This is a genomic window from Pseudomonas sp. CVAP#3 (assembly GCF_018986375.1).
Taxonomy (GTDB): domain Bacteria; phylum Pseudomonadota; class Gammaproteobacteria; order Pseudomonadales; family Pseudomonadaceae; genus Aquipseudomonas; species Aquipseudomonas helvetica.
Genome location: NZ_JAHMSC010000006.1, coordinates 139,393 through 153,121, shown reverse-complemented (window position 1 = coordinate 153,121; position 13,729 = coordinate 139,393). Strand labels below are relative to the sequence as shown.

Here is a 13,729-nt window from a genome sequence, read left to right as displayed (position 1 = left end):
GTGATCAGGACTCCAGGGAACCGTCGAGGGTTTTGATTGCGCCGTACAGGTTTGGACGACGGTCACGGAACGAACCCCAGGCGCTGCGGATGTGCTCCAGCTCGTCGAGGTCGAAGCTCTGAACCAGTACGCCTTCTTCGGTTTCGTTGAGCTCCTGGACTTTCTCGCCGAACTGGTTGGCGATGAACGAGGAGCCGTAGAAGGTGATGTCGTAGCCGTCCTGCTCTTCATTGCCGATGCGGTTGCTGGCGATCAGCGGCATCAGGTTGGCACCGGCATGGCCTTGTTGGACACGCTGCCAGTGGTCGCGGGACGAAATGCTCTTGTCGTGCGGTTCGCTGCCGATGGCGGTCGGGTAGAACAGGATTTCCGCGCCTTGCAACGCCATGCTGCGAGCGCACTCCGGGAACCACTGATCCCAACAGATGCCCACGCCGATTTTCGCGTAACGGGTGTTCCAGACTTTGAAGCCGGTATCGCCCGGGTTGAAGTAGTACTTTTCGTGATACCCAGGGCCGTCCGGGATGTGGCTTTTACGATAAATCCCGAGGTTGCTGCCATCGGCATCGATGATCGCGATGCTGTTGAAGCGTGCGCGACCCGCCAGTTCGAAGAAGCTGATCGGCAGCACGACTTGCAGTTCTTTGGCGACTTTCTGGAAGTGCTTGATGGCCACGTCGTCTTCAACCGAAGTGGCCAGTTGCAGGTAATCCGGGTTCGGCTTCTGGCAGAAGTACGGGGTCTCGAACAGCTCCTGAATCAGGATGATCTGTGCGCCTTTGGCTGCAGCCTCACGGACCAGCTTCTCAGCGGTCTCGATGTTGGCTTCAAGGTCCCAGGAACAAGCCATCTGGGTAGCGGCGACGGTAACGATACGACTCATGAAGCATCTCCCGGGCGGGTTCAGAGGGTCGATTGTGGCATCGACCGATGACAGAAATGGGAACGGCCAGGCGCGGTGATCTACGCCGTGGCGTTAGGCGACTTTATAACCGATAAAAATCGGCTTTTAAAGCGATATATAATCATACAGTCGAAAATATCCCTTTAAATCACGATATCAATCGAACTTATCGCAATCCCCGTGGGAGTGTGTTTAGAGGCCTTCGTCCAACACCTTCGACAAGGTATCGACAAAGAAATCCACACTGTGTCGCGTGGTCACCATCGGTGGTTTGATCTTGAGGATGTTCAGGTAATCGCCGGTCGGCTGCATGAAAATGCCCAATTCGCGCAGGCGGTCGCACAACGCCGTGGTTTCTTCCGTGGCCGGTTCCAGGGTTTCGCGGTTGCGAATCAGCTCCACGCCCAGATAGAAGCCAGAGCCATGCACCGCGCCCACCAAAGGATGGCGCTCGATCAACGCTTCAAGCCGCTCCTTGAAATACCCGCCAACGATCTGGGCGTTTTCCCAGAGTTTCTCTTCCTTCATCACATCCAGCACTGCGATGCCGATGCGGCAACTGACCGGGCTGCCGCCAGCCGACGAGAAGAAATAACCTTCGGCCTCCAGCGCCTCGGCGATTTCACGACGGGTAATGACCGCGCCCAATGGCTGGCCGTTACCCATGCCCTTGGCCATGGTGATGATGTCCGGCACTACGCCCTGCTCTTCAAAGCCCCAGAAAAACTTGCCCATGCGGCCGTAACCGACCTGCACTTCGTCGGCGATGCACACGCCACCTTGGGCACGGACCAGCGCATACACCTGTTTCAGGTAACCCGGTGGCAGAGAAATTCCACCGGCATTGCCGTACACCGGCTCGCAGATAAAACCGGCCAGTTGTCGCTTCTGCTCGGCAATCTTCGCCAGGTTGTGTTCGACGCTGCGCACGTAATCCGGCGCGCTGTCGAGGCCACGGAACTCGCCACGATAGGTGTTCGGCGCCGTCACCGGGTGCACCCAGTCCGGACGACTGCTGAGAGCCTTGGGGTTATCGGCGATCGACGTCGACACCGCATCGGCGGCCACCGACCAGCCGTGATACGCCTCAAGCACGCTGAGCATGTCGCGACCGCCGCTGTAGGCCCACGCCAAACGAATCGCCAGGTCATTGGCCTCGGTACCGCTGTTGACCAGAAACACCCGATCCATCGAGTCCGGCGCCAGTGCCAGCAAACGCTCGGAGAACTCGGCGATAGCCGCATAGTGGAAACGCGAGTTGGTGTTGAGCAACGACCACTGACGGCTGGCCTCGGCGGCCATGCGCGGGTGGCCGTGACCGAGCACCGCAACGTTGTTGAGCATGTCCAGGTAGGAGCGGCCCTGCATGTCGATCAGGTGATTGCGCCAGCCCCGCTCGATGCGCGGCGGATCGACGTAATAGTGTTTTTGCGAGCGGGCAAAACTCGCATCGCGGCGTGCCAGCAAGGTATGCGGATCAAGTTCGGCCTCTGCGTCGCAAGCCAGCCCCAACAACGCCGCGGGCGATGGGCACAACGCCTGCCAGGCAGCTGCGCGCGATGGTGTGCAAAACAGCGGTGGATTCAGTTCGGCGCCACGGCTGAGCTGAACCCGCAACGCGCCGCCGACCTCGCCCAGCACCTGCCCTTTGAGCACGGCCGCACCGGTGTGCAGTGAAGGTTTTACACCCCACAGGCGCACGCTCAATTGTGCGCTGTCCAGTTGCACGCGGCCGTCGGCGCACAGGTGCACGACGCCGGCAAAGGGCGCTTCAACCGTTGTGCCCTGCGGCACCTGCAAGTCAACGTGCAGCGGGCATGTGTCCGGCTCGACGGCACTGTCCGGACGCGTCTGCGATAAGCGGTATTGCCCATAACGACTGGCCGCCAAACCATGGGCTGCCGCCGCTTCGACCAACAGACGTTGATCGATGCCGTCCTGCTCCCAGTTGCCCGCTTCGAAATGCGGGCTCAAGACACCCAGGTCGATCAAGGCAAACTCGCGGCCGACCAGGCTCGGCAGCAATGGCGCAAAACCCTGACTGGCAATCGCCGGCAACGACTGGCCTGCCGCCGTCAGAATCGCCGCTTCCATCAGTTCAAACGGCACCGAGGTCGCGACGCGGAAGATCTCCCACTCGTGGTTCAGATTGTCGCGGCTGTACTGATTCTGCGGATCGATGCTGACCTGTTGCTCACCGCTGAGCACCAGCACCGCCGCGCGCGCGACGATCAGCGGCCACAGCGCCAGCAACTCTTCGTGCTTCAGCGGATTGACTGCGTGATAAGCCTGCACCGCCAGCAAAATGCACAGCGGATCGCCATCGGCATGGTGCAGCAGCGCAGCGCAGGTCACCGACAGATCGGTAATGCGCCAGGTACGAATCAGATCGCCAAAATCGATGACGCCCTGCAACTGCCAGTGACGTTGCTTATCCCGTTTCCAGACCACATTGTCATCGGTGATGTCCATGTGAATCGCCTGCACCGGCAACTTCGCCATCAGCGGCTGCAAACGCCGCTCGGCCTGTTGCGCGGCCTCGGCGATCAATGTTCGTTGCCGCTCGTCGCGGATTACCGGCAGCAGGTGATTGATCAACGCATTGGCGTGCCGGGCATCCCACTGCAAGGCACGTTCAAGCCCTGGATGCTCGAACCCGGCCAGCGCCAGATCCATTTCGCCACAGAGTTGGCCGAGGCCGGCAACCAGTTCATGACCAAGGTGTTTGAGGTGGGTCAGCGATTGACCTTCGATGTAGTCGAGCAAGCGCACGTGCAGTGCTTGCCCGGCCAGTTCCAGGGTCAGCAGGTCCTCGCCGTTTTTCGCCGGAATCACCCGTGGCACATGCAAAACCGGCTGCGAGCCCAGGTGTTTGAGAGCCGCATGCTGGGCGTGCAGTTCCAGCGCCGCGTAGTCACCCCGGCAGATTTTCAAGACGAAACGGCCCTGGTCGCTGTCGAGCCGGTAGTTGAGATCCTGCTGGCTGCCCAGCGACTGCAACGTCCCGCTCAGGCCGTAGTGCTCGCGCAACAGCTCCAGCGCTTGCTGCGCAGTGACTTGCGGGCTGGGCAGACTGGCACGATGAATCAACGTGGCGAGCGACATACAACGACCCCTGGAATTTTTATAAGGCGTCTATATCGCCACTGCTGACCGCGATACGCAACCCCCTTATACCGATCAGTGATGGATAACGGCGGGGGGCTTCAGGCCACGCCACACAGCAGTGAACTTTCCCACGAAACGTGTCGAACCCGAGGAATGTTCGGCGCGTTCTCACGCCCCTAGGCTGCCTCCCATGGACAGGGAAGCCCGCCGCACATGCCAGAACGCTCATACCCGCTGACGTACAAAGAACAGCTGCGCCGCCGTATTTTGCAGCCGTCGCCATCACCCAACCTGTATCCACCGATTGCCGATTTGCCGGTGAATCGACCCGCTGATCCCGCCCCCAACAAACCGCTGGGCTGCGTTTTCGCCAAATCCTGCAAGTTGCCGGACGGCATCATCAATTACGCCAATCCGTCCGGTTTCGTGCCGCTGGATTCGTTGAAAGATTACGGAAACTTCGCCCTGCTGGGCGGGCGTGAGACCGACAGTTCTGGCGCCGTGCCACTCAAGAAAATCAGTGGCAGTGCATTGCCAATCGGCCTTGGCGGCCTTGCTCTGGGCGGGTCATCGGTCAGTGGTGTCACAGCAGTCGGCGGCACTGTTGCCGCCCGTTTGCTAACCGGTCTGGTCGCCCTGTTCTGGCCCTCCGAGCTGGGCGACAGCGCCCTCTATAGCGAAGAGCAACTGCGCTCGCTTGAACAAGCCAACTCACGGGTGCGCCTGCGCATCGAGCAACAAGCTGACGGCACCCTCAAGGGTTACGGCTTCTACACCGGCAACAACGCCGAATGGCAACGGATCCCGGTCATTCAGTTCCAGACACGCGAAGCCCGACAGGTCGCCGTATTCGGCGAAGGTCTGGAACTGATCTGGACCCCGGCTATCGACCCAGCAGACACCCTCGGCATTCCCGCACTGGAGGCCGCCCCGCAAGTACCAACTCTCTGGGTCTACCCGCCCACCGAGGCGAGCAACAGCATCCTCGTGAACCCGATTTATCCACCGCAGTATCAGGATTTCATCCTGGTATTCCCGGCGGATTCGGGGGTGCGGCCACTTTACGTGGTGGTGAGCGAACCGTGGAAAGGTCGCAAGACCCCAGACCATGACTACTTTCCAGCACCGAAAACCAGCGAAATAACTGGTTTTCCCGGATTGGTGGAACAAAAGAGAAAAACCCCAAGACAGGGTGGAGGAGGACTGCGTGAACGCTGGAGAGATGCCAAAGGGCGAACACTATATGAATGGGACTCAAAAAAAGCCGAGTTAGAGGCCTACCGAGAAAGCGACCTCAGCCATCTCGGTGCATTTGACCCCTACACCGGCGAACGACGGGGACAACCCAAAAAAGAACGACGCATCAATAGATGACATTGGAGATGAGCAACATGGGAATGAAAGTAAGGTTGGAGTGGTACGACAAAGAAACTGAAGCGTTAGCTGCTGATGAATTTTCTATAGATTTCGGTGATGACGACAGCATCCTTGCTGCACTAGGACTGAGCAATGAACCTGAAATATTTGATGGAGGATTTGACGTCCTGCCGAAGTGGGTAGCGATGATCCAACCGCATTTCAATCATCAGATAGACACTAACCTTTTCGACTATCAAATATCTTTTCGGTACCGCAATCACTGGTGATTTACGAATTGGGAACGAAGCCCTCCCCGCGAATAAAAAGCGCAACGTCAAAAAATTCATGTGAGATCAGTATGGGTTTGAAATTGAAGTTGCACTGGTTCAACAAAACTACCGAGTTTTGTGAAGAAGAAATTTACTCACAGGACTTCGGGGACGACGGTGTAATCATCGAATCGTTGGGCCTGCAGCCTGCAAACACAGTCAATCAGGGGGTTTTCAATGTGCTGCCTGAGTGGGTAGCACTCATTCAACCTTACTTTAACCACACCATTGATCTGAGCGCTCACGACTATCAATTGGGATTCGCCTACAGGGATCAATGGTGAAAACCGGATGGAAGGGAACCTTGTACACATGGTCATGGGTGTTCGGCGTGGTGAAGACTTCCCATGCTTTGAAACAACGCTCCCTATTATGACAAACGATCTTATGCCGATTATGGGTTGGCAACACAACAATGATTGCGTCTTTGACTATCGACTCACCGAGCAACAAATCTGCGATATCGAGCAAGCCTGCTCAACAAGGCTACCCAGAGATCTGGAGCTTTTTTTAACCAGCTTCGCTTGAGCTGAATTAACCTACGGAAAGAATATCCCCTATGCGCCGAATTGCATTCTCAGACAAAAAAGTCCGCAACATCCCACGCCGCCTCCGCGCTCTTGCTGCCTGGGCGGCCAGCTACGAAGGTTACTTTCCGGACGAGCTTCCCGTGGAACAAGGCTACGCAAACCGAAAAATTCCGGTCCTGGAAACCTTGGTTGAAGGGAAACAAACCACCTTCGCCATTCAAAAGGAATGCGCGCAACAACTCATCAATGCAGCCCATCACCTGCTTCAGGCCAGACCCGAAGACACCGGCAACTGCCGAATCGTCGCGTCAATCCTCACGCCCGACATGTTCTCCAGCGGGATTTGCATTTACACCGACATGAGCCGTTATCGCGGTCATGTATTGCCATTCGACTACGAACATTTTTGCCAGACCCGCATCACCGACAAAAGCCTCGCCACCGAATGGGGTTTAATCGTCCCTGCTGGAATGAATGAAGTGGGGTTGCACTTTGTTCACGAGGATGAAGACGGGCAGAAGTTTGAATCTGAGCATTGGTACTTCGGAGAAGTCGATGAAGCGGATGATGGCTCCGAGAAAGAGCGCTGGAGATACAAAACCTTTAAATCCTTCCGCGCTGAAAACCCTGAACTTTTCGGCTAGGACATTTCATTTTTAGGCGAATGCCAGGCCGCCATCGCGGGCAAGCCTTGCTCCTACGGGAATGCTACAGCGATCGCAGGAACATGGTTTGCCCGCAATCCCCCCCTCCCGCAGCTCAACAAAACCTCATAAAAACCAAAATCCGACCACCCCCCCTCTTGTGCCGCCCCCCTCCTGCCGACAAGCTATGATCCATACGCATAATCGTTCGACGGAAAAGGCAACTCCACATGCGCATTCTCATCACCGGCGGTGCCGGCTTCATCGGCTCGGCGCTGGTTCGCCACCTGATCCGCCACACTGAACATGAAGTGCTCAACCTGGACAAGCTGACCTACGCCGGCAATCTAGAGTCACTGAGCAGTATCGCCACCAACACCCGTTATGAATTCGTGCAGGCCGATATCGTCGACCAGGCCACTGTCAGTGCGATACTGGCGCGGTTCCAGCCGCACGCGATCATGCACCTGGCCGCAGAGTCCCATGTAGACCGCTCCATCGACGGCCCGTCGGACTTCATCCAGACCAACATTGTCGGTACCTACAGCCTGCTGGAAGCCACTCGCGCCTACTGGAACAGCTTGGTGGAGCCTGAGAAAAGCGCCTTTCGCTTTCACCACATTTCGACCGACGAGGTGTATGGCGACCTGCATGGCGTCGACGACCTGTTCACCGAAACCACACCCTATGCGCCGAGTTCGCCGTACTCCGCCAGCAAGGCTGCGTCCGACCATCTGGTCCGCGCCTGGCAACGCACCTACGGTTTGCCGGTGCTGCTGACCAATTGCTCGAACAATTACGGGCCGTTCCACTTCCCCGAGAAACTCATTCCGCTGGTGATCCTCAACGCCCTCGCCGGTAAGCCACTGCCGGTGTACGGCAACGGCCTGCAAGTGCGTGACTGGCTGTTCGTCGAGGATCATGCTCGCGCGCTGCTCACCGTGGTGACCAACGGTGTAGTCGGTGAGACGTACAATATCGGCGGCCACAATGAACAGAAAAACATCGACGTAGTCCGCAGCATCTGCAGCCTGCTGGAGGAGTTGGCGCCGCAAAAACCTGAAGGCGTCGAGCACTTCGCCGACCTGATCACTTTTGTCCAGGATCGCCCCGGCCACGACCAGCGCTACGCCATCGACGCCAGCAAAATCGAACGCGAGTTGGGTTGGGTTCCCGAAGAAACTTTCGCCAGTGGCCTGCGTAAAACCGTGCAGTGGTACCTCGATAACCTGGATTGGTGCCAACGAGTCCAGGATGGCAGCTATCAAGGCCAACGCCTGGGTTTCACTGACTTCAAGGACTTGATCGCATGATGAAGGGAATTGTTCTGGCAGGCGGCTCTGGTACCCGCCTGCACCCGATCACACTCGGGGTGTCCAAACAACTGTTGCCGGTCTACGACAAACCGATGATCTATTACCCGATCTCGGTGCTGATGCTCGCAGGCATCAAAGACATCCTGGTGATTTCCACCCCTCAGGACCTGCCGCAATACCGCAATCTGTTGGGCGACGGCAGTCAGTTCGGGGTGCATTTCAGCTATGCCGAGCAACCGTCTCCAGACGGCCTGGCCCAGGCGTTCCTGATTGGCGAGGAGTTTATTGGTGACGATTCGGTGTGCCTGATACTGGGCGACAACATCTTTCACGGACAGCACTTCACCGAAAAATTGCAACGTGCCGCCGAGCACACCGAAGGCGCCACGGTTTTCGGCTACTGGGTCAAAGACCCGCAGCGTTTTGGTGTGATTGATTTCGATGATCAGGGCAACGCGTTGTCGATCGAAGAAAAACCCCTGCATCCCAAATCGAGTTACGCGGTCACCGGCCTGTATTTCTATGACAATTCGGTGGTGGAGATCGCCAAAGCGGTCAAACCATCGGCTCGTGGCGAGCTGGAAATTACCGACATCAACAATGCGTACCTGCAGCGTGGCGACTTGCGCGTCGAGCGGTTCGGCCGGGGTTTTGCCTGGCTCGACACCGGCACCCACGACAGCCTGCTGGAAGCGTCGCAGTACGTACAAACCATCGAGCATCGCCAAGGCCTGAAAGTCGCCTGCCTCGAAGAAATCGCCTACTACCAGGGCTGGATCAATCGCGATCATTTGCTCAAGCACGCCGAATACTTTGGCAAGACCGGTTACGGCCAGTACCTGTTCAGCCTCGCCGGAACACACCAATGAAGGTCATCGCCACCCAATTGCCCGAGGTTCTGATCATCGAGCCGAAAGTGTTTGGTGACGAGCGTGGATTTTTCTACGAAAGCTTCAACGCCAGGGATTTTCAGCAAGCGACGGGGCTGAACACAACGTTCGTTCAGGACAACCACTCACGCTCGCAGAAAGGTGTGCTGCGCGGCTTGCATTACCAACTGGAAAATACCCAGGGAAAGCTGGTGCGGGTCACTGATGGGGAAGTCCTCGACATCGCCGTCGACATCCGCCGCAGCTCAGCGAATTTTGGACGCTGGGTGGGCGTGCGCTTGTCTGCAAAAAACCATCGCCAACTGTGGATTCCCGAAGGTTTTGCCCACGGATTCGTCGTGCTGAGCGATTACGCCGAGTTCCTCTACAAAACCACCGACTACTACACCCCATCGGCCGAACGCTGCATTCGCTGGGACGACCCCGATCTGGCCATCGACTGGCAACTGACGCAAACCCCGCAGCTGTCGGCCAAGGACCAGGCCGGCAAGCTTCTGCGCGAGGCGCAGGTATTTGCATGAGCATGCCCCTGAAAATCCTCATCAACGGCCAGCACGGTCAGGTTTCCATCGAGCTGCAACGTCGCCTCAAAGGGCTCGGCGAACTGATCGTGCTGGGGCGCGATCAGCTCGATCTGGCGCATCCAGAGCAGATCCGTCTGCAGATTCGCGCTTTACGTCCGAGTCTGATCATCAATGCCGCCGCACACACAGCCGTCGATCAAGCTGAAAGTGAACCCGATTTGGCGTTTGCCATAAATGCCACAGCACCAGGAGTGCTCGCCGAGCTGGCTCTGGAACTGGGTATCCCGCTGATTCACTACTCAACCGACTACGTGTTCGACGGCCGCAAAACCTCGCCTTATACCGAGACCGACGAACCCCACCCGCTGGGCGTCTACGGCGCCAGCAAACTGGCCGGCGAGCAGGCCATCCGCGCCGTCAACGGTCAGCACCTGATTCTGCGTACCAGTTGGGTCTACTCGAACCACGGGCGCAATTTCCTGCTGACCATGCAACGGTTGCTGCAAGAGAAACCGCACTTGCGCATCGTTGCCGACCAGATCGGCGCACCAACCTGGGCCGGCACCATCGCCACCAGTACACGCGCCTTGATCGAGCGCTGGCAGTTGGGGCAACCCGGCGCCTGGGGCACTTACCACCTGACCGCTCAGGGCGAAACGTCATGGTTTGGATTTGCTCAAGCCATCGCCGAACATTTACAGACGCAGCACAAAACCTGCGCCAGCCTGGAGGCGATCCCCAGCCGCGACTACCCGACGCCTGCCGCTCGCCCACTGAACTCGCGTCTGGATTGCCGCCTTCTGCAACAGCAATGGCAGGTCAGCCAACCCGACTGGCGCGACGCGTTGCGCGAGTGTCTTGCCGAACAAGCCTAGGCATAATGCGCCTGTACCTTCAGGCGCCCGATGCTTATGACCCCAACACTCCCCCGCAGACCCCGCTGGCGCAGCCTGGCGCTGCTCGCCCTGTGCCTGGCGCCGTTGTTGTGGCCACTGCAGCACCTGGCCGAGCGTTATTACCGCAGCGAGCTGGTTGGACAAAACCGCCAGACGCTGGACCTCTACGTCGCCAACCTGCTGGGGACCCTGCACCGCTATGAAGTCTTGCCGCAGATCCTCGGTGATCTACCGGCCCTGCGTGCCGTTCTCGCCGCGCCATTTGAGCCGCAGGCCACCGACAACGCCAATCGCCTGCTCAAGGACATCCGCGCCCAGACTGGCGCCGAAGTCATGTACCTGATGGACACCCACGGCAAGACCCTGGCGGCGTCCAACTGGGACAAACACGATAGTTTTGTCGGGCGTAACTTTGCCTTCCGACCGTATTTCAGCGAAGCCATGCAAGGCCGCCTCGGGCGCTTTTTCGGCCTGGGCACGACGTCGGCCAAACGCGGTTATTTCTTTGCGGGAGCCGTGCGCGATGGCGAGCAGATCATTGGTGTGCTGGTGGTCAAGGTCGACCTCGACCACACCGAAAGCCTCTGGGGTAAAACCCCCGAGCAACTGCTGCTGACCGATCACAACGGAGTGGTCATCATCACCTCACGCCCGGAGTGGCGCTTCAGGGCGACCCGACCGCTGACTGACGAAGAACGCCACGCGATCTCAGCCGTCCAGCCCTACCCGACCCGTGATCCGCAACCGCTGAACCTCAACCCGGACGCTTGGCTGATCCAGACTCAGCAGATCGAAGAAACCGGCTGGAGCGTCAGTATCCTCGCGCCCAGAACCTTGATCGACCGCCCGGTGCGCACGGTAGTGGCCATCGGCGGGGCGACGCTGTTGGTGTTGATGTTGCTGCTGGGGCTGATGATGCAACGCCGTCGCCACTACTTGCAGCGCATCGCCTTCGAAGCCAAGACCCGCCGCGAACTGGAAGCGCGCGTCGCCGAAAGAACCAGCGACCTCGAAGGGCTCAACCGCCGTCTCAAGCAGGAAGTGCTGGAACGCGAACAGGCACAACAGGAACTGGTGCGCGCCCAGGACGATCTGGTCCAGGCCGGCAAACTTTCGGCGCTGGGCACCATGTCGGCAAGCATCAGTCATGAGCTCAATCAACCGCTGGCGGCGATTCGCAGCTACGCGGAAAACGCCGAAGTGCTACTCGACCACCAGCGCACCGACGATGCCCGCGGCAACCTGAAACTGATCAGCGAGCTGACCGGGCGCATGGCCTCGATCATCGCCCACCTGCGTGCCTTTGCCCGTCGCGACCGTCACGCCCCGGAAAGCGTTGCGCTGCAACCGGCGCTGGATGATGCACTGGCGTTGCTGGCCAAGCGCAGGCGGGCAATGGAAGTCGAACTGATCCGGGACCTGCCGGCTGCCACGCTATGGGTCGAGGCCGGCGAAACCCGTCTGCGCCAGGTACTCGGTAACCTGTTGGCCAACGCCCTCGACGCCCTGACCGAAAAAGGCCCGCCCCGTAAACTCTGGTTGAGTGCCGAATCCACCGCCGACGGCGTCAACCTGTACATTCGCGATAACGGCCCGGGGTTCTGCATGGAGGCCCTCGGTCGCGCCGGTGAACCGTTCTACACCACCAAGACCCGCACTCAGGGCCTTGGTCTGGGGTTGGCCATTTGCGACACGTTGATGCGCGCCTTCGGCGGTGAACTGTCGTTCGCCAACCACAAGGAAGGCGGCGCCCTGATCACCCTGCGGCTGCGCGCGGGCGCACCCGGTGTAAGTCTGCAACCGTCCGAGGACCGCAGTGAATGAGCAACCCGATCGACAACCGAATCCAGGTCGTGCTGATCGACGATGATCCGCATCTGCGTCAGGCCCTGAGCCAGACGCTGGATCTCGCCGGTCTGAAAATCCTCCCGTTGGCCGAAGCCAAGGGCCTCGCTTCGCGCCTTGAGCGCGACTGGCCGGGCGTGGTGGTCAGTGACATTCGCATGCCGGGCATGGACGGTCTCGAACTGTTGAATGAATTGCACGCCCAGGACCCGGAACTGCCGGTGTTGCTGATCACCGGCCACGGCGATGTACCGCTTGCGGTGCAGGCGATGCGTGCCGGCGCTTATGACTTCCTCGAAAAACCGTTCGCCAGTGACGCATTGCTCGACAGCGTGCGCCGCGCCCTGGCCCTGCGGCAATTGGTGTTGGACAACCGCAGCCTGCGGCTGGCCTTGAGCGATCGCAACGAGCTGAGCACCCGACTGGTCGGGCAGTCGGCGCCGATGCTGCGCTTGCGCGAACAGATCGGCGCATTGGCACCGACCAAGGCCGACGTACTGATCCTCGGTGAAACCGGTGCCGGCAAAGAAGTGGTGGCCCGTGCCCTGCACGACCTGTCGAATCGCCGCAATGGCCCGTTTGTGGCAATCAATGCCGGAGCACTGGCCGAATCGGTGGTCGAAAGCGAACTGTTCGGCCACGAACCCGGCGCCTTCACTGGCGCGCAAAAGCGCCGTATCGGCAAATTCGAGTTCGCCAACGGCGGCACGCTGTTCCTCGATGAAATCGAAAGCATGAGCCTGGACGTGCAGGTGAAATTGCTGCGCCTGCTGCAAGAGCGGGTGGTCGAGCGTTTGGGGGGCAATCAGTTGATCCCGCTGGACATCCGGATCATCGCCGCGACCAAGGAAGACCTGCGCCAATCGGCGGATCAAGGGCGTTTTCGCGCGGACTTGTACTACCGCCTGAACGTCGCACCACTGCGCATTCCACCGCTGCGCGAACGGGGCGAAGACGCGCTGATGCTGTTCCAGCATTTCGCCAACGAAGCCAGCGAGCGCCATGGCTTGCCACCCCACGAACTGCAACCCGGACAACGGGCCCTGCTGTTGCGCCATTCCTGGCCCGGCAACGTCCGTGAACTGCAAAACGCCGCCGAACGTTTCGCCCTGGGCCTGGAACTGGCGCTGGATAACGGTGCTCCGGACGGCACTCCGGCGCCGCACAGTGCAGTGCTCGGCGGCAATCTGAGCGAGCAGGTGGAAAGCTTCGAAAAGAACCTGATCGCCGCCGAACTGGCGCGCACTCACAGCTCACTGCGCAGTGTCGCCGAAGCGCTGGGTATTCCACGCAAAACCCTGCATGACAAACTGCGCAAACACGGCTTGAGCTTCGCCGATGGCGCTGGCACCAACAGCAATGCCGACGAGCTTGATTGAGCCAC

The 13,729-nt window shown here is 59.2% G+C and carries 12 protein-coding genes; 10 read left to right on the top strand and 2 right to left on the bottom strand.

The features are described 5' to 3' along the window. Nucleotides 1-4: 4 nt before the first annotated feature. Both aguB and KRR23_RS12950 read right to left on the bottom strand, forming a co-directional pair. The gene (aguB, locus tag KRR23_RS12955) at nt 5-883 is read right to left on the bottom strand and encodes an N-carbamoylputrescine amidase (RefSeq protein WP_216742817.1); all 879 of its coding nucleotides are present in this window, start codon (nt 881-883) and stop codon (nt 5-7) included. A gap of 213 nt (nt 884-1,096) precedes the next feature. Continuing rightward, a complete protein-coding gene (locus KRR23_RS12950) occupies nt 1,097-4,009 on the bottom strand; it encodes an aminotransferase (RefSeq protein ID WP_216742816.1) in 2,913 nt (970 codons plus the stop codon). Nucleotides 4,010-4,225: 216 nt separating this feature from the next. Between KRR23_RS12950 and KRR23_RS12945 the strand changes: the two genes are divergently transcribed. From KRR23_RS12945 to KRR23_RS12900, 10 genes are all read left to right on the top strand, one after another. Then, nucleotides 4,226-5,386 carry an S-type pyocin domain-containing protein gene (locus tag KRR23_RS12945; RefSeq protein WP_216742815.1) on the top strand — a complete coding sequence of 387 codons (1,161 nt, stop codon included), beginning with the start codon at nt 4,226-4,228 and terminating at the stop codon, nt 5,384-5,386. A gap of 17 nt (nt 5,387-5,403) precedes the next feature. Further along, nucleotides 5,404-5,658 carry a colicin E3-like toxin immunity protein gene (locus KRR23_RS12940; RefSeq protein ID WP_019691250.1) on the top strand — a complete coding sequence of 85 codons (255 nt, stop codon included), beginning with the start codon at nt 5,404-5,406 and terminating at the stop codon, nt 5,656-5,658. 71 nt (nt 5,659-5,729) lie between these two features. Next, on the top strand, nt 5,730-5,984 hold the full coding sequence (locus KRR23_RS12935) for a colicin E3-like toxin immunity protein (protein WP_216742814.1): 255 nt from the start codon (nt 5,730-5,732) through the stop codon (nt 5,982-5,984). Between the two features lie 275 nt (nt 5,985-6,259). Then, entirely contained in the window at nt 6,260-6,874 is a 615-nt protein-coding gene (locus KRR23_RS12930; protein ID WP_216742813.1) for a DUF3916 domain-containing protein, read from the top strand. A 230-nt stretch (nt 6,875-7,104) separates the two neighbouring features. Continuing rightward, nucleotides 7,105-8,187 (top strand): dTDP-glucose 4,6-dehydratase, encoded by a 1,083-nt coding sequence (gene rfbB, locus KRR23_RS12925; protein ID WP_216742812.1) that lies wholly within the window; start codon nt 7,105-7,107, stop codon nt 8,185-8,187. Continuing rightward, nucleotides 8,184-9,059, top strand: a complete 876-nt coding sequence (gene rfbA / locus KRR23_RS12920; protein ID WP_216742811.1) for a glucose-1-phosphate thymidylyltransferase RfbA — start codon at nt 8,184-8,186, stop codon at nt 9,057-9,059. The genes rfbB and rfbA overlap by 4 nt, the downstream gene beginning before the upstream one ends. Next, on the top strand, nt 9,056-9,601 hold the full coding sequence (gene rfbC, locus KRR23_RS12915; RefSeq protein WP_216742810.1) for a dTDP-4-dehydrorhamnose 3,5-epimerase: 546 nt from the start codon (nt 9,056-9,058) through the stop codon (nt 9,599-9,601). The genes rfbA and rfbC overlap by 4 nt, the downstream gene beginning before the upstream one ends. Next, nucleotides 9,598-10,479, top strand: coding sequence for a dTDP-4-dehydrorhamnose reductase (gene rfbD / locus KRR23_RS12910; protein ID WP_216742809.1), 882 nt, complete (start codon nt 9,598-9,600; stop codon nt 10,477-10,479). Before rfbC ends, rfbD begins: the two co-directional genes overlap by 4 nt. Nucleotides 10,480-10,515: 36 nt before the next feature. Further along, entirely contained in the window at nt 10,516-12,324 is a 1,809-nt protein-coding gene (locus tag KRR23_RS12905) for an ATP-binding protein (RefSeq protein ID WP_216742808.1), read from the top strand. Beyond that, complete coding sequence (locus KRR23_RS12900; protein ID WP_216742807.1) at nt 12,321-13,724, top strand: sigma-54 dependent transcriptional regulator; 1,404 nt, start codon at nt 12,321-12,323, stop codon at nt 13,722-13,724. The genes KRR23_RS12905 and KRR23_RS12900 overlap by 4 nt, the downstream gene beginning before the upstream one ends. Nucleotides 13,725-13,729 lie beyond the last annotated feature (5 nt).

Bases quoted from the DNA above. Each gene is read 5' to 3' on its own strand.
- KRR23_RS12900 (WP_216742807.1), top strand. From the start codon at position 12,321: ATGAGCAACCCGATCGACAACCGAATCCAGGTCGTGCTGATCGACGAT.
- aguB (WP_216742817.1), bottom strand. From the start codon at position 883: ATGAGTCGTATCGTTACCGTCGCCGCTACCCAGATGGCTTGTTCCTGG.
- KRR23_RS12940 (WP_019691250.1), top strand. From the start codon at position 5,404: ATGGGAATGAAAGTAAGGTTGGAGTGGTACGACAAAGAAACTGAAGCG.
- rfbC (WP_216742810.1), top strand. From the start codon at position 9,056: ATGAAGGTCATCGCCACCCAATTGCCCGAGGTTCTGATCATCGAGCCG.
- KRR23_RS12930 (WP_216742813.1), top strand. From the start codon at position 6,260: ATGCGCCGAATTGCATTCTCAGACAAAAAAGTCCGCAACATCCCACGC.
- rfbA (WP_216742811.1), top strand. From the start codon at position 8,184: ATGATGAAGGGAATTGTTCTGGCAGGCGGCTCTGGTACCCGCCTGCAC.
- KRR23_RS12950 (WP_216742816.1), bottom strand. From the start codon at position 4,009: ATGTCGCTCGCCACGTTGATTCATCGTGCCAGTCTGCCCAGCCCGCAA.
- KRR23_RS12945 (WP_216742815.1), top strand. From the start codon at position 4,226: ATGCCAGAACGCTCATACCCGCTGACGTACAAAGAACAGCTGCGCCGC.
- rfbD (WP_216742809.1), top strand. From the start codon at position 9,598: ATGAGCATGCCCCTGAAAATCCTCATCAACGGCCAGCACGGTCAGGTT.
- KRR23_RS12935 (WP_216742814.1), top strand. From the start codon at position 5,730: ATGGGTTTGAAATTGAAGTTGCACTGGTTCAACAAAACTACCGAGTTT.
- rfbB (WP_216742812.1), top strand. From the start codon at position 7,105: ATGCGCATTCTCATCACCGGCGGTGCCGGCTTCATCGGCTCGGCGCTG.
- KRR23_RS12905 (WP_216742808.1), top strand. From the start codon at position 10,516: ATGACCCCAACACTCCCCCGCAGACCCCGCTGGCGCAGCCTGGCGCTG.